A 22,488-nucleotide genomic window follows, 5' to 3' on the forward strand; every position below is an offset into this window, starting at 1 on the left:
CGCCGGCGTGAACCGGCCGCGCGAACGCGGATAGTGCGGCTGACGACGGCGCCGGAGTCTCGGACGGACATGTTTCAGACCTATTCAGAGCTTCCCTAGGCGGGATGTACGTCGAAGCGCTTCGCCAGCGCCAGGAAAATGCCTTCGTTGCGCACGGCCGCCCAGGCGAGTCTCGCCTCAAAAGCCGGAGCATGGTTCCGATGGGGGCGTTTCGGCATCGTGGGCTCCTTCGGTTCGGAGCGAACTTGTCGCCGGGAGAGCCCACCGTCTACTCAACCACCCTGTTCAGAAAAGCGAAGCCACTTCACTGCGCAGATTCAGTATTCAATCGGTGCAAACAGACGCAGGGCGACCGCGCCGAAGGCGCGGAGATCTTTCTCGAAGAACGGTCGGGGCGTCTGCGCGATTCGCTTCAATTCCGTGGATACGCGCCGTCTACCAGCTTCTACCAGCGGCTCCTCGCCCGCGACGGGTAGCGTCCTGACGCGTCTTGGGGCAACAAGTCCCGTCCCCCAGACTCATAGGGGCGGCGGCTGGAGAAAGCTCGTCGAGTCCGGAGGGGCGTCGCGGAGACGCCGACACCACGCAGCCGTGAAGTGGCAGTTGCGTTCTCCGTGGCGTTCAGGTGTCACGTCGTTTCAAGGGATGGTGAGTCCGACCCTCTGCGTTCTGTCGGGTCACGCGGTGTAGTAGTACGCGCGTCCCTTGTGTCGGCGTCGTTCATCTTTCAGCTTCGACGACGTTCGGTTTCCTTGATTCCAGCAACCCGCAACACATGACTAGGCGCGCCATCTTCGCCACGCTCGGCGCCGCAGTCTTCGTGGTAGCGGCGGCGGCCCTGCTGCTTGGCCGCCGGCCGCCGCAACTCGCCGAACACACCGTCGCGCCAGCGACCGGTCCGCGCGGCGAGCCGAACCCTGGCGGCTTCGTTGCGAGCGACGTCGCCCGTCTGGCCGCGACGGGGCGCCCGCAGCTTGTCGAGGTCTTCCACTACGGCTGAATGGGCTGCCAGAAGATGGCGCCCGTCGTGCACGGGCTCGAGAAACTTTACGAGGGTCGGGTGGACTTCCTCTACCTCGACATGCTGAACGAGAAGAACAAGCCGACGATGAAGCGGCTCGGCTTCCAGTCCACGCCGCACTTCTTCTTCCTCCGACCGGACGGGACGCCGGTGGAAGCGATTCAGGGCGTCGTGCCGGAGGACAGCGTGCGCGGCGCTCTGGACCGGCTGCTGGCCGCGGGCAGGCGCTAGGCGAACGCGCGGCCGCAGGCTGACGGGCATTGGCGACGCGACGCGCTCGTCAGGCGCCGCGAGGCCAGTACATGATGACACCGACGCCGGCGAGACAGATGAGCGCTCCGAGGACCGACGGCAGATCGGGCTGGTGGCCATCCACCCACCAGCCCCAGAGCAGTGAGAGCACGACGAAGACGCCGCCGTAGGCGGCGTACACGCGCCCGAAGTCGTAGCCTGCAGGCTGCAGCGTGGGCAGCACGCCGTAGGCGAAGAGGATCAGGCCCCCGAGGGCACCGAAGGCCACGCCCCGTCCGTCGCGGAGCCAAAGCCAGACGAGGTACCCGCCGCCCACCTCGCAGAGGCCCGCCACGAGGAACAGGGCGACCGACTTTGCGAGTGGAGTCACACTTCTCGCCCGCGCGGGAGCGAGGATGGACGGGACAGGGCCGTGTCCCTGTTGCGCGGCACACACGCCGTCAGACCGTCGATGCAGCCGAAGTCGAGGTGCAGCGTGGCCCCTTCCTCCGCACCGAGCGCGACGAGTCGCGCGCACCGCCCGACCTCCCAGATTCTCATCCCTGCCATTGTCGCCCCCTCGTCAGACGTCCCGCCCCGCACGGGGACACGACGCGAAGTGCGCTCCAAGTTGTAGGGTTCTCGTGGCCCGGACAACGGCAACGGGCCGACGTACACCCCCGACGAGGCCACGACCATGACCGCCGAAGGCAGAACTCCCCCGTCATCGAGCGAGATCCCTATCGCTTGTGTCTCAGGGGCCATTCCCGCCGCCGAACGGAGCGCGCACTTCCAGCTCGTCGCCCTGCTCTTCGGCACGATGGCGCGCGAACGCCGCGCGCTCTCTAGGGACACGCTCGCCCGCGACGGCGATGCCGAGAACGCCGACGGCGTCGAAGGCTACGCCTACCGTTTCGACGCCCACGCGTTCGACGACGTCGCACGCTGGATCGCGAACGAGCGCCTCTGCTGCCCGTTCTTGACCTTCCGCATCGAGCTCACCCCGGAGGCGGGCCGCTGTGGGTGTGGCTTACGGGCCCCAAGGGCACGAGCGAGTTCCTCGATGCAGAGATTCCAGCGCAGGCAGGGCTCGCGACTGGCGCGTCGCCGGCCGCGTCAGCCTGAGTCGGAAGATTCGAGAGGGACGAGCGCTGGCCTCTCTGCCGTGACGGATGCCGCCTTCGAACGGGACACCGCCCTAGGAGCGGGCGTCGTCGACGTCGCGTTCCGGGACGATCGGTGGGGACGAGGAGGTGCACGCTCCAGCGCGTACTTCCCCCGGTCGTCGAACAGGCCGCCCGCGCCCCCAATTTGGGCAGACGGATTCACGCTAAGCGAATGGTGCAGGACTCGAATAGATGGGAATTTACCGCGCTGCAGGCACGCCTTACGGATGTCCGCAGCGACCGCAGGGTTGCCGACGATGATCAGCGCTGCTCGGTGGTGAGCGAACCACGAACTGCTCTCACCGCTCCCCTGGGTGGACCGGGACCTGGGAGCGCGCGAGGCGTGCAAGCGCCTCGCGCGCTCCCTCCTTCGCGGCAGTTCCGCCGCTCGCCGCCGCCCGTCGTAGACCCTCTACGGTCTGGGGCCACTCACCGAGGCGCACGAGCGCGCGCACGGCCGCACCGCGGACTCGGACGCTGGGATCCTCGAGTGCGCGGATCAGGGGGGAAACGACGTCGCCAACGTTTTCCGGAATCACGGCCGCGAGCAGTTCGGCCGCGTGCTCGCGCGTGTGCTCGTGCGCACTATCACTCATCAATCGTACCAAACCAGGCACGGCGGTCGGTGCGAGGCGATTGTGCTGCACGAGTGCGGTGCCGGCCTCGAGGCGCACATCATCGCTCGTGTCAGCCAGTGCCCGCACGAGCGCAGCGGTGACGCGCGTGGATCGCGGGTGGATCGCCAAGACACTTCCCAACGCCCGGGCGGCAGCGCGTCGCTCCACGCTGTCGGGCGACTGCTCGAGCTGCCTGATCCACTCCTCGGCCGTTCGCCCGCTGAATCCCGGGTCGGCGGAGCAGCCGAATGCCACCGACAGCAGCAACACGAGGGTGAGACGCGTGAGCGCTTGTCGGCACGCCGACGCCTCTCGCCGGTGGCTAGGGCCTTCAGGCCGGACGGCGCTGACTCCACTTCTCATACGGCATCCTCTCCCGGAGGTCGGACTCCCCACGGAGCATGATTCGACGTGCCGTGCACGTCCGGATGGGCTGCGGAGATCCCCAGCGGCTGCAGGGCCTTCACGATGTTGGCGCGCACATCGTCCGACTGCTCGTGCACGATCCGCACGCGAAAGGCCGCTGACGCCACGGAAACACGGATGACGCCAGCGACGTCCGCGAGGGCTCCGTGAATGCGCTCCTCGATCCCCTCGCTCGCCGCACCGCGCAGGGGAATTTCCAGCACCACGTGCGTCCCCGTCATCGCTCTCCCGCTGTCCGATGTCGAGCGCGCCCCGTGTCCCAACCCCCGCTTCCTGGTCCGTCGCGACTGGGAGGGAACGCCGAGGATGCATCAGACGATGCATCATTGGACCCCACAGAGGACCTGGATCGCCCCACCTGCCGTGCCACTGCGGTGGCTACCGTGAAATGCGAGCGAGCGCCGCCGCCGCGGCCTCGCGCGTCCCCCCATCCGGGTCCGACAGCGCCAGGCGCAATTGCGGCACGGCGGCAGCGGCACGAGGGCCGATTCGTCCGAGCGCGACGGCCGCCGCGACACGCATCCCGAAGTGACCGTCCTTCAAGGCGCGTCCTAACGCGGGGACTGCGGTCCCGGCGTACTCCCCGTATCGCGCGACGGCGTAAGCGGCTGCCAAACGCACCTGCTCGGAGGAGTCGCTCAAGGCCGCCACGAGAGCTGGAAGCACAAGTGTTGTTTCCGGTGCAGTCACCATGAGGCTTCGCACTGCCTCGAGTCGCACGGCTGCGTTGGAGTCGCCCGCGGCCATGACGAGCTCCCGGCGGTACCGCTCGGCATGGGTGCCGCCCAGCCCCACCGATCGCGCCGCGGCGCGGCGCACGCGAGCATCGGCATCCGTCAGCGCGGCGGCCACCGGCGCAAGGTGATCGCCCTTCGTTGATCCGACCTGACCCAGTATCAACGCAGCCTGCGCGCGAATCCCCGGGTGCTCGTCCCGCAACAGCGCGACAAACTGTCCGGAGGCTGCCTGGGCTACGGGACCGAGCTGCACGATTGCGTCGGCTACGGTCCCGTGGAGCTCATCGCGGTCGCCGGCGTCAAGCACGGCGAGTAGTGCATGCGTCACGGCCGGCGAGCGCGGGGCGGCCCGCACGAAGGCGCCTGCTGCCTGCCGTCGCGTCTCGGCATCCTCACTCTGAAGGGCCCGCGTCCACGCTGCCACGCTCCGCCCCTCGAAGCGTTCACCGCGCTTCGCGCGCATGAGGCTGGCCGCCAACACCAGTACAGCTCCCGCGACTCCTATGCCAACAGCGGTCAGCAGCGTCGCCCGCCCGTGCTGCCCCAAGCTCGCCCGGTCCAACGCTCGATGCCCGAGATACACGCTATCTCCACTGGTGGGCGGCGAGGGTCTCAGCGTTGGAGCCCCGCTCATGTGTGTGTCTCCGCCTGTTCCCATCCAGGCGGCTCGACTTGGAGTGTGACATGCACGATCGAGGCGTGCGCCTCGTTGATGGCGACTTGCGTAGCGCGCAGCACGGTCGCGTGGTCGCTGCCAGGCGCCATGACGACGTGCGCGCTCAGCGCATTCGTCCCCGACGTCAGCGACCAGACGTGGAGGTCGTGAGCGCCGCTCACGCCCTCTGTGGCCACGACCGTGTCGCGCACTGCCACGAGGTTGACGTCGGCGGGCGTACCCTCCAGCAGCACGCCGACCGCCTCGCGCAGCAGCCGCCAGGTCCGGGGAAGGATGAACAATCCGATGCCGGCTGACACGAGCGGGTCGGCGTAGTACCACCCCGTCGTGAGCATGATGACCCCGGCGATGATCACGCCGATGGACGTCAGCATGTCGGAGAGCACCTCGAAATACGCGCCCTTCATGTTGAGGCTTTCGTTCGACGCGTCGCGCAGGAGGCGCATGCTGATCAGATTCACCACAAGGCCGACGCCGGCTACCCAGAGCATGGCCCCGCTTTCGACCGCTGGCGGATTGCGGAACCGCTGCCAGGCCTCGTAGAGGATGTAGAACGATATGCCGAAAAGCACGATTGCGTTGGCCATCGCCGCCAGGATCTCGGTGCGGTAATAGCCGTACGTTCGTTCGGGCGTCGCCGGTCGCGCCGCGAACCGGATGGCGAAAAGCGCCAACCCGACGCCTGCGACGTCGGTGAGCATGTGGCCCGCGTCAGCGAGCAGCGCGAGGCTCTTCGTGAGAATCCCGCCGACCACTTCAGCGATGAGGTAGGTGCCAGTCAACACGAGCACGACCGTCAGCTTTCGCTGATGCTTGCCGGAATTCGTCATTCGACGCTTCCCGGATCTCGCGCCCGCCTCGGGGTCGGAAGTCTGCATCAGTCGACGCCGCGATAGGCGAGGAGGCGGAGTGCGTTGGCGACGACGACCAGCGTGCTTCCCTCATGCACGATGACCGCGGTTCCGATCCCGGCGACTCCGGTGACGGTGACCACTATAAGCCCCGCGATCACGCTCAGCGACACGTAGAGGTTCTGTCGGATGATCGCACGTGCGCGGTGACTGAGGCCGATCGCGAAGGGTAGCTGGCCCAGATCATCGCTCATGAGCGCCACGTCCGCCGTCTCCAGGGCAGCGGCCGTTCCAGCGCCGCCCATGGCGATGCCGACCGTGGCGTTTGCCAGCGCGGGCGCATCGTTCACGCCGTCGCCGATCATGGCGACCGGACCCGTGGCGACGAGCTCCCGGATTGCCTCCACCTTGTCTTCGGGCAACAATCCGGCGCGCACCTCGTCTACGCCCACTGCACGTCCAACGGCATTGCCCACCCCGGCATTGTCGCCGGTGAGCATGACGATGCGTGTGATGCCGCTCTTGCGGAGCCGCTCGATCGTCGCCGCCGCGTTCGCCCGCGGTTCGTCAGCGATGCCGATAACGCCGAGCCAGCCATCGGTCTGGTCGTCCGTCGACCGCCGCACCACCATCGTTGACCGGCCATTCGCCTCGAGCCGCACGACGTCCGCCCGAATCGCTTCGGGCACCAGCATCCCGCGTTCCTCGAACATCAGGAGCCGCCCCACGTCCACGGTATCGGCGCCAACCGACGCTCGGATGCCACGCCCCGTGACCGACTGCACCTCGCCCGCTTCGGCGATGGCGAGACCTTTCGTCGCCGCCGCCGCCATGATCGCACGCGCCAACGGATGCTGGGAACGCCGTTCGACTGCGGCGGTCGTGGCGAGCAGATCGTCCGCCCCGATGCCCGCCGCAGGCACGATATCGGTGACCGCCGGTTCACCCTTCGTGATCGTCCCGGTCTTGTCCAGAGCGAGCACACGGATCGCGCCGAGCGCCTCCAAGTGCGCGCCTCCCTTGATGAGTACGCCGCGCCGAGCTGCTTGGGCGATACCTGCCAGGACCGCAGAGGGTGTGCCCAGGGCGAGGGCGCAGGGCGACGCAGCGACCAGCAACGCCATGGCACGATAGAACGCCTCACCCCACGTCCACACGCCGAGCAATGGCGGCACCACGATGAGGAGGAGATCGGCCACCAGCACGACTGGAACGAAGATCCTTTCGAAGCGATCCGTGAACTGCTGCGTGGGCGCCTTCTGCGTCTGCGCTTCCGCCACGAGCTTCACCACACGGTCCAGCGTGCGGTCGCCGAGCGCCGCGGTGACGTTGACCACGAGCACCCCCTCGCCGTTCACCGAACCGGCGAAAACCGATTCACCAGGCACCTTCTCCACAGGGACACTTTCGCCGGTGATCGGCGCCTGATTCACCCCCGAACGCCCCTCGGTCACCGTGCCGTCAACCGGGATGCGTTCGGCCGGCTTCACTACGACGCGGTCCCCCGGTCGCACCTCCTCGATCGCTACCGTCACCTCGCGCGCGACGCCACCCTCGTCGCGCAGGACGACGGCCCGGGTCGGCGCGAGCTCGGCGAGTGCCTTGATGGCGTTGCGCGCGCGTCCGAGCGCGTAGTGCTCGAGCGCGTGCCCGAGGCTGAAGAGAAAGAGCAGGAGTGCGCCTTCGAACCACTCGCCCAACACGGCCGCGCCGAGGGCCGCCACAACCATCAACAGGTCGATGTTGAAGTTGAAGCGTCCCTTGCCCAGATCCCGGAGGAAGTGGGCCACGTTGTCGCGCGCCCCGAAGATGTACGCGCCGACGAAGGCGGCGATCGACGCCATCGGCGCCACGCCGGCGCGCTCCAGCCCCCACCCGGCAGCGAGCATGGTTCCCGCCATCAGGCTCCACGCAAGCTCGCGATTGCGGGCGTACCACGAGACATCCGGCTCGGGGCCCTCGATCCGACCCTTCGCACTGACGTTCGCATTCTCCGCTTCACGAGCGTCGCGACTCGGCAACGGCACGGACGGCATCGCAGCACCCGATGTCACCCCGTTGCCCGCACCGGTGGCAGCCGCAGTCGGCGCGCGCCGCTCCTGGGCGCCGAGCGCGGCCAATTCGGCGTGAATGGTGGCGAGCGAGATGCGCCGCCGGTCGTACTCGACGCGCGCAACCTGCCCGGCCAGGCTGACCGCCGCCGTCGTCACGCCCGGTAACCGCCGGAGGCTCGCCTCGATTCGGCGACCCTCATCCTCCGCGCCGACCAGGTGAATGGGGATCACCTCGTGCGCAAAGCGGTCGGTCAGCTGCGCACCGGCGAGACGCGCCAGCTTCTCGATCTGCGCGAGTGACAGCCGCTCGGCGTCGTAGTGCAGGCACAACTGCGCGCCGCTGGCCCCGTTTGGGGTCGTGTTGGCGGCTGGACGCAACTCCTCGAGCGGAGGCTCGTCATCGGGAAGTGCATCACCGGGTTGCACCAGATGTACGCTGACGATGTCGGAACGCTTCTCGAGGAGGTGCATGAGACGCGCGACGCACGCGTCACGCGCGTCGGTCACGTCGGGAAGGAGGAGTGGCAGGTCCAGCCGGGTGGAACGATTCATGGTGTCCTCTCGTGCGAACTCGTGACGATCAACATGATCATGCGGTAGCGCCGGTGGTGCGGTGCGAGGCGACGCTCGGGATATACCTCCGTCACGTCGCCCGGCCCGCTAGACCACACCTTCGCCCTCCTCATCATCGGCAATGCGAAGCGCGTGTTCGACAGGCAGGACAAACACCTTCCCGTCTCCGCGATTGCCGGTTCGTGCGGCCTGCCGCATGGCCTGCGCCACCTCACCGGCCAACACGTCACGCACGACCACCTCGACCCGTACCTTCGGGGTGCCGTTCGGAATCTCTTCGACATTCGGCGCGCCGTGTCGGCGCCCGCGTCCAAAGCCGCGCACGTCGGTGAACGTGGCGCCGGTGACGGCGTGCACCCCATGCAATGCGCGGTACACCTCCGCCGCCATGAACGGCTGCACGATGGCGATGATCAGCTTCATGACGGATGTCCTCCGCTGGCGATCAGATCGGTGTGGGGCGCCGCCGGCACGCCCTGCGCAACGTGCGCCTCCGGCTCGCGCTCGGAGTCGCGCTCGGCTTGCTTCCGTTCAAAGAGCAGGTAGAGCAACGGAAGCACGAGCAGCGTCAGCAGCGTGCTCGTGACGAGGCCACCGATGACGACCGTCGCCAGGGGCTGTTGGACCTCGGCGCCCGCCCCGGTGGAGATCGCCATCGGGATGAAGCCGAAGCTCGCCACGAGCGCTGTCATCAGCACGGGCCGCAGTCGCGTCATGCCCCCCTCGCGGATCGCTCGTTCGAGGGGCATGCCGTGCATGCGCAACTCGTTCATGTACGAGACCATCACGACGCCGTTCAGCACCGCGATGCCGAACAGCGCAATGAAGCCGACGCCCGCGGAGATGCTGAAGGGCATGCCGCGCAGGAAGAGCGCGATCACGCCGCCCACCGTGGCGAGCGGGATGCCCGTGAAGACGAGCGCCGCCTGCCGCACGGAGTTGAAGGTCGCGAACAGGAGTACGAAGATGAGCAGGAGTGAGAGCGGGACGACGAGCGTCAGCCGCCGTGAGGCGCGCTCCAGGTTCTCGAACTGTCCGCCGAACTCCGGTCGGTAGCCGGTGGGCAGCGTGATGGTGCCCCCCTCGAACAGCGCGCGCACGTCGCCCACGAAGCTGCCGATGTCGCGGCCACGCACGTTGCCCTCGATGATGACCAGTCGCGAGCCATTCTCGTGGCTGATCTCCGCCGGCCCGTTGACCGTTTCGACGCGGGCGAGTGTGCCGAGCGGCACGCGCTGACCATTCGGCGCGCTGACGAGAATGCCCGCGATGGTCGAGGCATTCCGCCGCACGGTTGCGGGAAACCGGACGGTCAGCGCGAAACGCCGTTGACCCTCGAGCACTTCCGAGGCCTGCACGCCGCCGATCGCCTCGACGACCTGCATCACGTCGGCCGAGTTGATCCCGTATCGGCTCAACTGCTCCGGCAGGACCGTCACCTGCAATTGGGGAAGGCCCTCCAGTTGCTGCGCCTTGAAGCCCGTTGCGCCGTCGAGCTTCGACACTTCCGCCACCACCTGGTCGGCGATCGTACTCAGTTGGCTCAGGTCATCCCCATACACCTTGATGGCGAGGTCCGAGCGGACGCCAGCGATCAGCTCGTTCACTCGCAGCTCGATCGGCTGGCTGAAGCTGAATACGAGTCCGGGGATCTCCGACAGGACGGCCGACATCTTCTCCTCCAGTTCGCCCTTGGACTCGGCCTTCGACCATCCATCGTGCGGCTTGAGCAGGACGAAGATGTCGCTGATGTTGACGCCCATCGGGTCGGTGGCGATCTCCGGCCGGCCCGTCTTGGCGACGACGTCTTCGATCTCGTCGGGGAACGCTTCAAGCAGCACCGTCTCGAGCTGCGTCGTCTGCCGCACCGACTCCTCGAGCGAGACGCTCGGGAGCCGGAGCACTTGCAGCGCGAACGAGCCCTCATCGAGGCGCGGAATGAACTCCGAGCCGAGAAACGGCGCCAGGCCCACAGCCAGTGCGACCGCCACAACGGAGCCGGTGAGTACCTTGCGCACGTTCGCGAGCGTCCATTCGAGCGCCGGCTCGTAGATCGCCTTTGCCTTGCGCACGAGCCAGACGTCCTTCTCCTCGACCTTGCCCTTGAGCAGCAGCGAGATGAGGACGGGCGTCAGCAGGAAGGTGAGGAGCAGCGAGCCGACGAGCGCGAAGACGACGGTCAGCGCCATGGGCTTGAACATCTTGCCCTCGACCCCTTCCAGCGTGAGAATCGGCAGGTACACCACGATGATGATGCCCACTCCGAAGAGGATGGGCCGCGCCACCTCGGAGCACGCCGACAGCACGGTCGCGACGAACCCCTCGCCCGATCGGCGGTGGCCCAGCCGGCGCATGGAGTTCTCGACCATGACGACGGAGCCATCCACGACGAGCCCGAAGTCGATCGCCCCCAGGCTCATCAGGCTCCCCGCGATTCCGGCCTTCACCATCAGACTGACCGCGAACAGCATCGAGAGTGGGATGGCGAGCGCCACGATGAACGCGGCGCGCAGGTTGCCCAGGAGGAGGAAGAGGATCACTACGACCAGGACCGCGCCCTCCACGAGATTCTTCTCCACCGTCTTGATCGTGCGGTCGACGAGTTCGGTGCGGTCGTAGAACGCGCGCAATTCGATGCCCGGCGGGAGACTCTTCGCCGCGGTGGCGAAGCGCTCCTTCACGGCGTTCACGACCGTCCGCGAGTTCGAGCCAAGGCGCATCAGGACGATGCCAGTCACGACTTCTCCCGTCCCATCCTTCGTGACGGCGCCCTGTCGAATGGTCGAACCGATCACCACGTCGGCGAGGTCGCCGACCCGTACGGGGGTGCCGTTGCGGCTCGCCACCACGATCCCCTGGATCTGCTCGAGGTTCTGCACCTGCCCCACGCCGCGGATCACGAGTTGCTCGGCGCCCTGCGTGATGTAGCCGCCGCCCGCATTCTGGTTGTTGGCGGCGATTGCATTGAGCACCTGCGACAACGTGAGGTCGTACTGGATCAGCGCTTCCGGACGGACGAGTACTTGATACTGCTTCTCGAAGCCACCGAAGGCGTTGACCTCGGCCACGCCGGGTACACCGCGCAGCTGCGGCGCCACCACCCAGTCCTGCAGGGTCCGCAGTTCCGTCGGGTCCAGCCCGGTGGTATCGCGTGCTGAAACCGTGTACTGGAAAATTTCCCCGAGCCCGGACGAGATCGGGCCCATCTCGGGGCGGCCGATGCGCTCCGGGATCTGCTCGCGCGCCTGTTGCAGGCGCTCTTGCACCTGCTGTCGCGCGAAGTAGATGTCGGTGCCTTCCTTGAAGACCACCGTGACTTGTGACAGGCCGAACTTGGAGATCGCGCGGATCTCCTCGAGCTCCGGCAGGCCGAACATTGCCAGTTCCACGGGCAGCGTGATCTGTCGCTCCACCTCGAGCGGCGACAGCGCCGCGGCGTTCGTATTGATCTGGACCTGTACGTTGGTTACGTCGGGAACCGCGTCGATGGGCAGCCGCATCGCGGACCAGATGCCGACGCCGATGAGCAGAGCCACAAGGGCTAGCACCAGCAGCCGCTGCTTGAGCACGAAGGCTATGAGGGAAGTCATCGGCTCTCCTAATGTCCGCTTTCGCCGATGTCGCTCTTCGCCAGCTCGGATCGCAGGGCGAACGCGCCGCGCGTCACGATGCGGCTGCCGAGCCGCAGACCGCTGCGAATGGTCACACGCCCACCGTCGATCGACTCGCCGACCTCCACGTCCTGGGTTCGGAACTCGCCCGCGTTCGTGCCCGGCACGAAGACGACCTGCCGTCCCTCGACCTCCTGCACCGCCTCTCGCGGAACGACGACGACGATTGGACCGCCCGCCCCCACCTGAATGCTCGCATTGGCGAACATTCCCGGCTTGAGGGCGCCGTCGGTATTCGGAATCTCGACGCGCGCGCGCACCGTGCGGCGCGTCGCATCCAGCACGGATCCGACGTAGACGATTCGGCCCTCAAACGTGCGGTCCGGGTACGCGGCCGTCCGCACGGCGACCGACTGGCCTTCCCGAATGCGCGTCAGGTCACGCTCGAAGATGTCCAGCTCGATCCACACGCGTGACAGGTCGGCGACCGTGAAGAGGGTGTCTGCCGGACTCGCCATCTCACCCACGCTCGCGTCCCGGGCCACGATCACGCCCGCAAAGGGGGCCGAGATGCCGAATTGCCCGCCCGTCCCGTGCCCCGCCCCAAGCACCTGCAGACGCGTTCGTGCGCTGCGCAAGGACGCCTGCATGCGGCGCAACTCCGCCTCCGCGTCGAGCAGCTCCTTTCGGCTCGAAATGCCTTGGATGGCCAGACGCTGCTCGCGCGCGAAGTTCTCTTCCGCGATCTTCACCAGCTCCTCCGCCTCGCGCTCGTCGGCCCGGATCTGGCCGACGTCCGGACTCTCGAGTAGCGCGAGCAGCTGTCCACGCCGCACACGCGCGCCGAGCTCGGCGCGAAGCCCGGTGATGCGTCCCTCCGTCCGAGAGCCGACGTGGCTCACGCGGTTGGCGTCGTAGGTGATGGTGCCGGTCACGGGCAGTCCGCTCGTCGTGATCGTCGCGACCGTGTCGATGGCGATCCCGCCCAGTCGAAGCGCTGTGCTGTCGAGCGTTACGACATCCTCGTCCGGTCCGCCGGCCCGGCTCTCCTTGGCGCTGTCGCCACTGGGGCTTGAGTCGCCGCTGTCGACGGCGGATTCGGGTGCCCCTCCGCCGCAAGAGGCTATGGCGATCGCTGAAAGGAGGCCGGTGAGCCACGACAGCGTTCGTGCGTGGCGCCAGGTTCTTCTCGCAAGGGGAGGCCTGCCTGCACCATGCGTATTGATCAGGGAACTCATCGTGAGGTCCTGGGGGAGGATGGAGAAGTGGCGTCGGAGGCGCGCAGTCTCTCACGCGCGAGTAGTCCAGTCGCGGCGTCGAGTTGCACCAGTGCGTCCTGACGTGCGAGCCAGGCATCCCAATAGCCGAGCTCCGCTTCCACGAGTTGGTTGCGTAGGAGGAGGAGGGTAGGCAGCGCGATCTTTCCGGCGCGGAACGCCGTCTCGAGCAGTACGCTGTTGACGCGTGCTGGTTGGCGAACCGTCGACTCGTAGGTCGCCGCCTCCTGCGTGGCGGCGCGGTAAGCGCGAAGGGCGATTTCGACGTCGGTGCGCACCCGGGCCTCGGCGGCCCGTCGCTCCAGCACACTCTGTTGCAGCTGGGCACGCCGCTGGGCGATGACACCCTGATTGCGATTCCAGAAGGGGAGCGAGACGCCGATGGCGGGGCCGAGGCGCAGGCCACCCTCGTTGGGGACCCGCTCGGCCAGTGCGCCCACGCGTAGGTTCGGCAGCGTCTCGCGTCGCGCGAGAGCGGTGAGTGTCTCGAGCTCTTGCACGGCGACGGTGGATGCAGCGAGATCGGGACGCTGCGACAGTGCGAGGTGCATCAGTGAGTCAGCATCGAGGGCCGCAGGATCGGGGAGCTGACCCGACGGCTGTGAGCCGGATGCGGCCGCCGCAACCGTGTCGGCGCGCGCCGCGACCGCCGAAAGCGAGTCGGAGGGGAGACCGGCGAGGAAAACGGGCGGCGGCGCGAGCGGGTCCTCCAGACGCACGAGGGTGGTCGCGTCGATCCCTACCAGTCGCTTGAGCTCGAGGAGACTGCCGGACGCGAGACGCTCCGCTTCGAGCACACGTGCCTTCGCCCGGCCGAATTCGATCTCGGCGAGTGTTCCCTCCAACACGCTTATCTCCCCTTCGCCGAGCTGCGTTCGCACCGCGTCCATGAGGCGCGTGGTCAGGGCGAGACCGTCACGCGTGACCGCGAGACGCCGCTCCGTCGCGAGCGCGCGATAAAAGGTGCGCGAGACGTCGGCCACGCCTAGGCGCGCGCTGTTCGCCACCCCGGCTTCCGCGCGTGTCACGCCCGCCTGCGCCGCATCACGCCGAAGGCCGCGTTGCCCCGCGAGCTCGATCTCCTGCAACACGGTCAGTTCCACCGGGTTGCGAAGGCTGGTCGACCCGGTGCCTGGCGAGGCCACCGAAAGCTCGGGATTGAAGCGGAGGAGTCCGGCCTGGCGCAGCCCGCCGCGTGCGATGGCGCTCTCCTGGCGGTCAGCCAGGAAGGAGGGATTTCGCGCCAGTGTCAGCCGCTGTACGTCGCCAATACTCAGGACGACCGAGTCGCTGGCCGAGCCCTCGGCTCGGCGTTGCCCGGGTATCTGCGCCTCCAAAGAGTCGGGCATTCCGATGCCCATGAGCGTCGTCGCGAGGGCAAGGGCACGACGAACACTGTGCAGCTTGAGGTTGTCGCCAGCAGCAGGGCGGTTCCTGTCACCGAGAGGTGAAGACCGCGCGTCTCGCCGACGTGCACGAAATGGATTGAGGGGCACGAGCTGAGCTCTCCCGAAGTGATCGAGTGCGTCCGATCCGCGCCCGGAAGGCAATCCGATCTCGCTATCAGCGGGATGGTAGCCGAATACGGGATTCGAGAAGCCCGTAACTCCGGAACGCGGCGATGGTGGCGGACGCGAACGTTGAGTGAAATGCGCGTAGCTCGGAGCGCCGACTGGTGGGCGGTGTCCGGCGATCTTCACGAGGCTGGCGGGGACGTCACGCGAGCACGCTCGTGAAGCGCGATCGGCTCAGGCGATCGGGGGACGCAGCTGAGGTTCCGGACCGCGGCTCGGCGGCATCAGCACGGCACGAGGCACGGGGGTGTTCGTCCGGGGGGACGGGGGCGCACTCACGGCTCGTGCACTCGAATCCATGCCGCTGTGCGCGTGCACGCAGTGACAGGCATGCTGCGTATGGACCGGCTGCTGGGGCGCTCGCTCACTCGGTGGCGGGGAGTCGTCGCCGCTACCCTGGGCGGTCGTTTGCCCTGTCGTCTGCATTCGCAAAGCGATAGCTGCGCTCACGTGGGTACCAACGTGGGCCCCACTGACGACCTGCAGCTCAGTCGCTGTGGCATCGCCGTCGTGCACGTCGGCCAACAGCGCCTCGCCCGAGAAAAGCGCGAAACACCATATCAGGACGAGTGCGGTGCACCGACGAAGCGTCACAGTCCGACCGCGAAAGGTTAGGGTGCGACTCCCTCGCACCACGCTGCGGATAGGTAGCACTTGATCGCTCGCGAAGGCAAGACTCGTCGACCATCGAAAGGCACGTGCTTCGGCGACGCCCGACGTTGCAAGTCCCGCGGCGACACTCTACCATACCTGAGCAATCGCTCAGATGACAACGTAACCTAACCCCGGTTGGTGCAATGCCGCAATCCGATCCCGTGCCCATCGTGCGTCCGCCCGAAGACGCACCCCCCGCTCCCCGCCGTCGCCCGGTCGCTCCACAACCCGCGCGGCGGATCAGGGTAACTGGCGGCGCCCCCACCGACATGTGCGAGGTCCGGTGCATTGACCCCGCCGCCGTGGCCCGCGTTCGCGCAGACTTGCCGACGTCGACTTCCGTGGAGCGCGCGTCGCACCGACTTCGACTGCTGGGCGATCCGACGCGCCTTCGTCTGCTGGCGGCCTTGGCATGTACCGAGGAGCTCTGCGTGTGCGACCTGACGCTCCTCGTCGCCTCCGCGCCGGGCCCGACCGTGTCGGAGAGTGCGGTCTCGCACGCCCTGCGCAGCTTGCGGCTCGCCGGCATCGTCGCATTTCGGAAACATCGCAGGGTAGCCTACTACCGGCTTACCGATCCCACGGTGCAACGCATGCTCGCGCACCTCTTCGAGGCGCAGGCCTCTCCCGGGCTCGACGAGGAATCCTTCTCGTCGTCCGCATGACCCGAGACCGCACGTCCGTCGTGCAGTATCGTGTGACCGGGATGGACTGCGCGCACGACGCCGCCGAGATCGAAGCGGCGGCGCGGCGCGTTTCCGGTGTCGCCGAGGTGAAGGTGTCGGTCGCCACGCACCGCATGACGGCGACGGTGTCCGAGCCTGAGGCGCAGGAGCACGTCGAGCGTGTGGTGTTCGACCTCGGCTACCGTCTGGAGCGGCTCGCTGAGGGGGCATCCGTGGGGGAGTCCTCCGCCTCAGACGACGTTGCGTCGACCCGTGGTGGCGTGTCGCCCGGTTATCGGCGCGCGCTCTGGATCGTGGTACTCCTGAACGCCGGATACGGTGTCGTCGAGGCGGTCGGAGGTTTTCTCTCGGGCTCCCAATCCCTGCGAGCCGACGCGCTCGATTTCGTGGGCGACGGAGTGATCTCGTTCCTCGGATTGCTCGCGCTTCGGTGGTCGCTGAAGGCGCGTGCTCGTACGGCGTTGCTCCAGGGGCTCTTTCTGGCGGCGCTCGGCGTCGGTGTCCTCGCCTCCACGGCCTATGGGATGATCGTGCAGCAGCAACCCGAGGCCGAGCTCATGGGTGTCTTCGCCGGCGGGGCGCTTCTGGTCAACCTCGCGGCCGCCGCCGTCCTGCTTCCGCACCGGACGGGCGACGCGAATGTCCGGGCGATCTGGCTCTTCTCCCGGAACGACGCGTTAGGCAACCTGGCTGTGGTGGTGGCTGCTGGGTTGGTTGCCTGGACGGGGTCGCCCTGGCCTGACCTCGTTGTGGCCGTCGCGATTGCTGCACTGTTCCTGCAGTCGGCGTGGGCCATCGTGCTCGACGCGCGCGCGGAGCTGCGGGCGGCGAGTCGGGGGCGAACGACAGACACGTCAGTTCACGCATCGGAGTGACGCTGCGGCACGGCTAGGCACTCTGGGGCGACGACACACGAACGCCGAATGCGCGACGCCACGGCTCGCTCAGTCGACCTGCGCGGGGAGCGTGCTCACACACGCTGAGGCCGCGGACCGTCGACTGTGCGGCCCATGGTGTCACACGGAGAGTACGCGAACGGAGACGCGAAGCGAGGCTGAGCCGGAGATGCGCGAGTCCTGAGCGTTTCCGCCGACGTGCAGTACGCCGCGCCGTAGCTGCAGCCGGGCTCGAGGGGGAAGCCGTCGAGTAGCTGCATGCGCAGAAGCTACGCGCGCATGTGTGCGTTGGATGGACGTCCCACTCTGCGACTCCACGCTACCGCACTTCGAACGTCAGCGTCGCCCACTTCGACTCGTAGTCCACCGAATCCTTCGCGACCTTGGTCATGTTGATGAACTTGACGTACCACACGCCCGCCGCCGCGAGCGGAATGTTCGCGATGCCTTGCGCGTCCGAGCGCGTGCTCTTCTGCTCGATCCCACCGGCACCGTTCGCAAGCTCGCCGCCGTAGAGGACGTACTGGTTCGCGGCCGGCTTGCCATCGACCAGCGTCTTCACCCGCAGGGTCGCCCCTTTCTGGAGGGTGTAGGGGTTCACCGTGGGGATGAGCTCTGCCGGGTAGCCCATCGGCGTGGCATACAGCTCGCTCCGTGCACTCCCGACCTGCACGAGCGCCTTCACGTGCTTGTGGTACCGCTCCTTGGCCGGCTTGTTCAGCTCCCCGGCCTTGGTCCGCGCCTCCAGCACGTCGGGAATACCGTCGTCCTTCAGGTAGAGGTTGAAGTCGTCCGCCGAGAGATCGATCTGGGCCGCCTTGGTGGAGACGCCGATGACGTAGGTGCCCGCGGCGCGGGTGTGGATGTGAAAGGTGCTCGTGTCCCCCTTCACTCCCCATTCGGCCGTGTCGAGCTTGATGCGACCACGCGGGGTGAGCACGCTCGCGTCGGCAAGCCGATTTCGGGCGATCGAGTTCTCGCTCTTGGAGAAGGTGCCGTTGAGGAGCCTGACGCGCACCTCGGCGTTCTCGGGAGCAAAGAAACGCGTGGGCTTCACGAACATGTCGTGCGCGGCGGCGATCGTCGCCGAGGCGAGCAGCAGGGCGACGGCAGCGGCGGCAGGAGCGACGCGACGAGCGCGCGACGACGACTGTGGAACGGGCATTGGGCTACTCTCCAGTATGGGGATGGGGGACAAACAGGGGACCAGTACCTGCGGGAGAGCGAGGCATCGTGGCCACCGCGGCGTCTACTGTTGGGGCACGCTATCCGGAACCCCGGTCGCTTCGGCCTCGGCCGCGTCGAGCGCCGCCGCGTCAGCGGCTGCGTCTTCGGCCGCTTCGCGCGCCAGGCGTACCTTGATCTCGCCCATCTGCGTGAGGCCCAGCACGCGCCCGGCGCCGGTGGGGTCGATGCCATACTCCGCCGGAAGTACGGCCGTCAGCAGCAACGCTCCGGCCACGGCCAGTGCGATGAGGGTTGAGCGGACCAGGGCGCGCGAGGACGGCAGCTCCGGCGACGGCCGGGATGTGGGGACGGGAGCAGACACGAGCTCAGCCTCCGAAGGAACGCGTGACGAAGTAGCCGACGAGCTGGTAACCCATCAGCACGAAACCGGCGGACATGATGGCGACGTTTGCCGACCACGCGCGGCGATCAAAGCTGGGAAGGCGACGCCAGTACGACATCGCGATGAGGATCGTGCTCAGCGCGAGAATCTGCCCCAGCTCCACGCCGACGTTGAAGGCCACGAGGTTCGGAACGAGTCCCTCGGGCGAGACTTGGAAGTCGAGGATCTTGGTCGCCAACCCCAATCCGTGGAAGAGCCCGAAGACCAGCGTCGCGACGCGCGGGTTCGGGCTGCGCCCGAACCACCGCTCGAAGGCCCGGAGATTGTCCAGCGCCTTGTAGACCACCGAGAGCCCGATGATGGCGTCGATCACGTGGGCGTTGACGCCCACTCCCGTCAGCACGCCGGCCAGCAGGGTGACCGAGTGGCCGACCGCGAAGAGCGTGACGTAGAGCGCCACGTCCTTGAGCCGGTACAGGAAGAAGATCACCCCAAGCAGGAAGAGCAGGTGATCGTAACCCGTGATCATGTGCTTGGCGCCAAGATAGGCGAACGGGATGAGGAGCACGCCGGACATCTCCTGCAGGTACCCCTTGTCGCCCGCCGCCACGCCGTGCGCCAGCGCCGCACTGGGGAGCAGGAGCAAGGGGATGGCAAAGGCCAGCAGCCGCGCAAGTAATGGTCTCATGAACGGGAGGATGGCATGGAGGTGGCGAGTGCGGGGGTCAGGCCGCCGATCTCGCCACGGGGTGTGAGCTCGAACGACGTGGCCGGCGCCACCGCGCGTTCGCCATACAGCCAGTACAGCGCGGGGACCACGAGCATGTTCAAGGCGGTCGCCGACAGGAGTCCGCCCAGGATCACGATGGCCATCGGCGTCTGCAGCTCGTTGCCGGGCTCCCCGCCGCCTAACGCCAGCGGGATGAGTGCGAGCCCCGCCGTGAGCGCGGTCATCAGGATCGGCGACAGGCGCTCGAGCGAGCCCCGCACTACCGCCTCGCGGAACGGGACTCCTTCTGCCAGGAGCTGCCGGTAGTGTGACACGAGGAGGATCCCGTTGCGGGTGGCGATGCCGAAGAGTGTCACGAAGCCCACCAGCGACGCGATGCTCACGACGCGCCCGGTGATCAGGACGGCGACAACCCCGCCGATGAGCGCCAACGGGAGGTTGGCCATGACGAGCGTGGCGGTGCGCGCCGAGCGGAACTCCATGAAGAGGATGATGAAGATCGCGGCGATGGCGAGGAGCGACAGGGCGCCGAGCGTGCGCGTGGCCTCGGCTTGCGCCTCGAACTGGCCGCCATATTCCACGAAGTAGCCGGGCGGAAGCGATACCTGCTCGCTCACTGTGCGCCGGATCTCCTCGACGGTGCTCCCCAGGTCGCGCCCGGCCACGTTGGCCTGCACCACGATTTTGCGTTGCACGTTCTCGCGCGAGATGGTATTCGGCCCGCGGTCGACGGTGACCGTTGCGAGTTGCGAGAGCGGGACGCGCTGTCCGGTGGGAGTGTCGAAGGGGACCGCGGCGATGGCCTCGGCGTTGGCGCGTAGCGTCTCGGGGAATCGCACGACCAGGTCGACGCTCCGCCCCTGTTCCAGCACCTGCGACACCACCTCACCGTTGAGCGCCACGTCGATCCCCTGGGCGAGCTGCCCTACGCTCATCCCGTAGCGGGCGAGCGCCGTGCGATCGGCGCGGATGCGGAGCTGGGGGACGTCCATCTGCTGCTCGAGCTGCAGGTCTGCCACGCCCGGCACTCCCTGCATCACGTCGCGCACGCTCGCCCCCACCTGGCGGAGCTGATACAGGTCGGGACCGAAGATCTTCACGGCGATGTTGGCCCGCGTCCCCGAGAGCATGTGGTCGATGCGGTGGCCGATTGGCTGGCCAACGGTCACGCTCGTTCCCGGTATCGCCGAGAATGCGCTGCGCAGCTCCTCGAAGACCGCCTCCTTGTCGATGCCGTCCTTCAACGTCACGTCGATCTCGGCGGCATTGACCCCCTGCGCGTGTTCGTCGAGCTCCGCTCGTCCCTGACGGCGGTCGGTGTTGAGCACGGCGGCGTTCGCCTTGAGGATCCCCTCGACGCGGCGCCCGATACCGTTGGATTCCTCGAGTGACGTCCCCGGGACCGTGACGACCGAGACGGTCAGCGCCCCTTCGTTGAACTCGGGGAGAAAGGCGGAGCCGAGGAGCGGGAGGGTGCCTAACGTCGCGGCGAGGGCGAGGGCGGCGAAGGCAAGGACACGTTTGGGATGCGCCAACACCGGCTGGAGCACCCGGTCATACCGCGCCTTGAGCCAGGTGACGAGCCGGCTCTCGTGCTCGCGCTGCACCGCGCCGGAGTTCGGCAGGAGGTAGGCGCACAGGACCGGGGTGACCGTGACGGCGACGAGGAGCGAGGCGAGGATGGAGACGACGTAGGCGAAGCCCAGGGGACGAAGGAGCCGTCCCTCCACACCACCCAGGAAGAAGAGCGGGAGAAAGACGACGATGATGATCATGGTCGCATTCACGATGCTGGCCCTTATCTCCTTCGACGCGTCGAAGACGACGCGCAGCGCGCTGCGACGCTCGCCGTCCGGCCGGTGATGGTTCTCCTTGAGCCTCCGGAAGACGTTCTCGACGTCGATGATGGCGTCGTCGACCAGCGCCCCGATGGCGATCGCCATGCCGCCCAGCGTCATCGTGTTCACCGTGATCCCGAGGAGCTTCATGGCGAAGATCGCCACCACCAGCGACAGTGGAATCGCCACCACCGAGATCGCCGTTGCCCGGAAGTTCCAGAGGAAGAGGAAGAGGACGACGACGACCAGCACCGCGCCGTCGCGCAGCGCCTTGACCACGTTGTCGACGGCGACTCGGATGAAGTCCGCCTGACGGAAGAGATCGGAGTGAATCGTGACTCCCTTGGGGAGCGTTGGCTGTATCGCGGCCAGCTCGCGCTCGATGCGTCCCGTGAGCTCCAGCGTGTTGGCACCGGGTTGTTTCTGCACCGCGAGCACCACGCCGGGGGCCGCGTCGACCGAGCCGTCGCCAAACTTGGGCGCCGTTCCCACGCGCACGTCGGCCACCTGCGACAGGAGGACCGGGACGCTGCCGCGCACCGCGACCACCGTCCGCGCGATCTCGTCGACCGACTGCACCCGCCCGATCCCGCGAATCACGTACTCCTGGCCCTTGTCCATGTACACGCCGCCCGAGGCGTTGGCGTTCGAGCCGCGCGCGGCGCGCACCACTTCATCGAGCGTGACACCGGCGCTGAGCATGCGCGCCGGGTCGGCGAGCACCTGGTACTGCTTCACCCCTCCCCCGATGGGGATCACCTGCGCCACACCGGGAACGGCGAGCAACCGGCGACGGATGGTCCAATCGGCGATGGTGCGCAGCTCGCGGGCCGAGCTGTCGGTCGCCGGTGCAGCCCCGGTCAGGCCGATCATCAGGATCTCGCCCATCACGCTCGACACCGGGGCGAGCACGGGCGCGGAGATCCCGTCCGGCAGCGCAGCGGTCACCACCTGCAACTTCTCGGCGACGATCTGTCGCGCGCGGAAGATGTCGGTCCCCCAGTCGAATTCCACCCAGACGACCGAGATACCCTGTGCCGTCGACGAACGCACGCGGCGCACGCCGGTGGCGCCGTTGACGGCGGTTTCGATGGGGAAGGAGACGAGCGCCTCGACTTCTTCCGGCGCCATCCCGTGCGCTTCGGTCAGGACCGTGACCGTGGGCGCGGTGAGGTCGGGGAAGACGTCCACGGGCATGCGCCACGCGGTCCACGCGCCGCCGACGAGCATCACCCCCGCGATGGCGAGGACGACGACGCGGTTGCGGAGCGAGAGGGCAATGAGGTTGTTCAGCATTCGC

General features: G+C 67.6%; 19 protein-coding genes. 4 read left to right on the forward strand and 15 right to left on the reverse strand.

Annotated elements, in window-relative coordinates:
* Nucleotides 1–775: 775 nt before the first annotated feature.
* Both ABS52_04240 and ABS52_04245 read left to right on the forward strand, forming a co-directional pair.
* Nucleotides 776–1,000, forward strand: a complete 225-nt coding sequence (locus ABS52_04240) for a hypothetical protein (protein ODT04473.1) — start codon at nucleotides 776–778, stop codon at nucleotides 998–1,000.
* Nucleotides 1,001–1,252 (forward strand): hypothetical protein, encoded by a 252-nt coding sequence (locus ABS52_04245; GenBank protein ID ODT04474.1) that lies wholly within the window; start codon nucleotides 1,001–1,003, stop codon nucleotides 1,250–1,252.
* Between the two features lie 49 nt (nucleotides 1,253–1,301).
* Here ABS52_04245 and ABS52_04250 read toward each other — a convergent pair whose 3' ends face one another.
* The 11 genes from ABS52_04250 to ABS52_04300 all read right to left on the reverse strand — a co-directional run bounded on the left by ABS52_04250 (nucleotide 1,302) and on the right by ABS52_04300 (nucleotide 14,601).
* On the reverse strand, nucleotides 1,302–1,643 hold the full coding sequence (locus tag ABS52_04250; GenBank protein ODT04475.1) for a hypothetical protein: 342 nt from the start codon (nucleotides 1,641–1,643) through the stop codon (nucleotides 1,302–1,304).
* Nucleotides 1,640–1,855 carry a hypothetical protein gene (locus ABS52_04255; GenBank protein ODT04476.1) on the reverse strand — a complete coding sequence of 72 codons (216 nt, stop codon included), beginning with the start codon at nucleotides 1,853–1,855 and terminating at the stop codon, nucleotides 1,640–1,642. The genes ABS52_04250 and ABS52_04255 overlap by 4 nt, the downstream gene beginning before the upstream one ends.
* An 862-nt stretch (nucleotides 1,856–2,717) precedes the next feature.
* Nucleotides 2,718–3,305 (reverse strand): hypothetical protein, encoded by a 588-nt coding sequence (locus tag ABS52_04260; GenBank protein ID ODT04477.1) that lies wholly within the window; start codon nucleotides 3,303–3,305, stop codon nucleotides 2,718–2,720.
* A gap of 89 nt (nucleotides 3,306–3,394) precedes the next feature.
* Nucleotides 3,395–3,682: a hypothetical protein gene (locus tag ABS52_04265; GenBank protein ODT04478.1), complete on the reverse strand. Its 288-nt coding sequence runs from the start codon at nucleotides 3,680–3,682 to the stop codon at nucleotides 3,395–3,397.
* 157 nt (nucleotides 3,683–3,839) lie between these two features.
* Nucleotides 3,840–4,760: a hypothetical protein gene (locus tag ABS52_04270; protein ID ODT04479.1), complete on the reverse strand. Its 921-nt coding sequence runs from the start codon at nucleotides 4,758–4,760 to the stop codon at nucleotides 3,840–3,842.
* Between the two features lie 68 nt (nucleotides 4,761–4,828).
* Nucleotides 4,829–5,752 carry a cation transporter gene (locus ABS52_04275; protein ODT04480.1) on the reverse strand — a complete coding sequence of 308 codons (924 nt, stop codon included), beginning with the start codon at nucleotides 5,750–5,752 and terminating at the stop codon, nucleotides 4,829–4,831.
* Nucleotides 5,752–8,331, reverse strand: coding sequence for a cadmium-translocating P-type ATPase (locus ABS52_04280; protein ID ODT04481.1), 2,580 nt, complete (start codon nucleotides 8,329–8,331; stop codon nucleotides 5,752–5,754). Before ABS52_04280 ends, ABS52_04275 begins: the two co-directional genes overlap by 1 nt.
* A 108-nt stretch (nucleotides 8,332–8,439) precedes the next feature.
* Nucleotides 8,440–8,775: a hypothetical protein gene (locus ABS52_04285; GenBank protein ID ODT04482.1), complete on the reverse strand. Its 336-nt coding sequence runs from the start codon at nucleotides 8,773–8,775 to the stop codon at nucleotides 8,440–8,442.
* Nucleotides 8,772–11,942, reverse strand: coding sequence for a cation transporter (locus ABS52_04290; protein ODT04483.1), 3,171 nt, complete (start codon nucleotides 11,940–11,942; stop codon nucleotides 8,772–8,774). Before ABS52_04290 ends, ABS52_04285 begins: the two co-directional genes overlap by 4 nt.
* Before the next feature lie 8 nt (nucleotides 11,943–11,950).
* The gene (locus tag ABS52_04295) at nucleotides 11,951–12,898 is read right to left on the reverse strand and encodes a hypothetical protein (protein ID ODT04484.1); all 948 of its coding nucleotides are present in this window, start codon (nucleotides 12,896–12,898) and stop codon (nucleotides 11,951–11,953) included.
* Nucleotides 12,899–13,197: 299 nt separating this feature from the next.
* On the reverse strand, nucleotides 13,198–14,601 hold the full coding sequence (locus ABS52_04300) for a hypothetical protein (protein ID ODT04485.1): 1,404 nt from the start codon (nucleotides 14,599–14,601) through the stop codon (nucleotides 13,198–13,200).
* Nucleotides 14,602–15,737: 1,136 nt separating this feature from the next.
* Here ABS52_04300 and ABS52_04305 point away from each other — a divergent pair.
* The gene (locus ABS52_04305; GenBank protein ODT04486.1) at nucleotides 15,738–16,133 is read left to right on the forward strand and encodes a hypothetical protein; all 396 of its coding nucleotides are present in this window, start codon (nucleotides 15,738–15,740) and stop codon (nucleotides 16,131–16,133) included.
* A gap of 281 nt (nucleotides 16,134–16,414) precedes the next feature.
* Nucleotides 16,415–17,029, forward strand: coding sequence for a cation transporter (locus ABS52_04310; GenBank protein ODT04554.1), 615 nt, complete (start codon nucleotides 16,415–16,417; stop codon nucleotides 17,027–17,029).
* Nucleotides 17,030–17,369: 340 nt separating this feature from the next.
* Here ABS52_04310 and ABS52_04315 read toward each other — a convergent pair whose 3' ends face one another.
* The 4 genes from ABS52_04315 to ABS52_04330 form a co-directional block, all read right to left on the reverse strand.
* A complete protein-coding gene (locus ABS52_04315) occupies nucleotides 17,370–18,215 on the reverse strand; it encodes a hypothetical protein (protein ID ODT04487.1) in 846 nt (281 codons plus the stop codon).
* Between the two features lie 84 nt (nucleotides 18,216–18,299).
* Entirely contained in the window at nucleotides 18,300–18,512 is a 213-nt protein-coding gene (locus ABS52_04320) for a hypothetical protein (GenBank protein ODT04488.1), read from the reverse strand.
* A 91-nt stretch (nucleotides 18,513–18,603) separates the two neighbouring features.
* The gene (locus ABS52_04325; protein ID ODT04489.1) at nucleotides 18,604–19,308 is read right to left on the reverse strand and encodes a hypothetical protein; all 705 of its coding nucleotides are present in this window, start codon (nucleotides 19,306–19,308) and stop codon (nucleotides 18,604–18,606) included.
* Nucleotides 19,305–22,484: a multidrug transporter AcrB gene (locus ABS52_04330; protein ID ODT04490.1), complete on the reverse strand. Its 3,180-nt coding sequence runs from the start codon at nucleotides 22,482–22,484 to the stop codon at nucleotides 19,305–19,307. The genes ABS52_04325 and ABS52_04330 overlap by 4 nt, the downstream gene beginning before the upstream one ends.
* Nucleotides 22,485–22,488: the final 4 nt, after the last annotated feature.

It is taken from the genome of Gemmatimonadetes bacterium SCN 70-22, assembly GCA_001724275.1.
Taxonomy (GTDB): Bacteria; Gemmatimonadota; Gemmatimonadetes; order Gemmatimonadales; family Gemmatimonadaceae; genus SCN-70-22.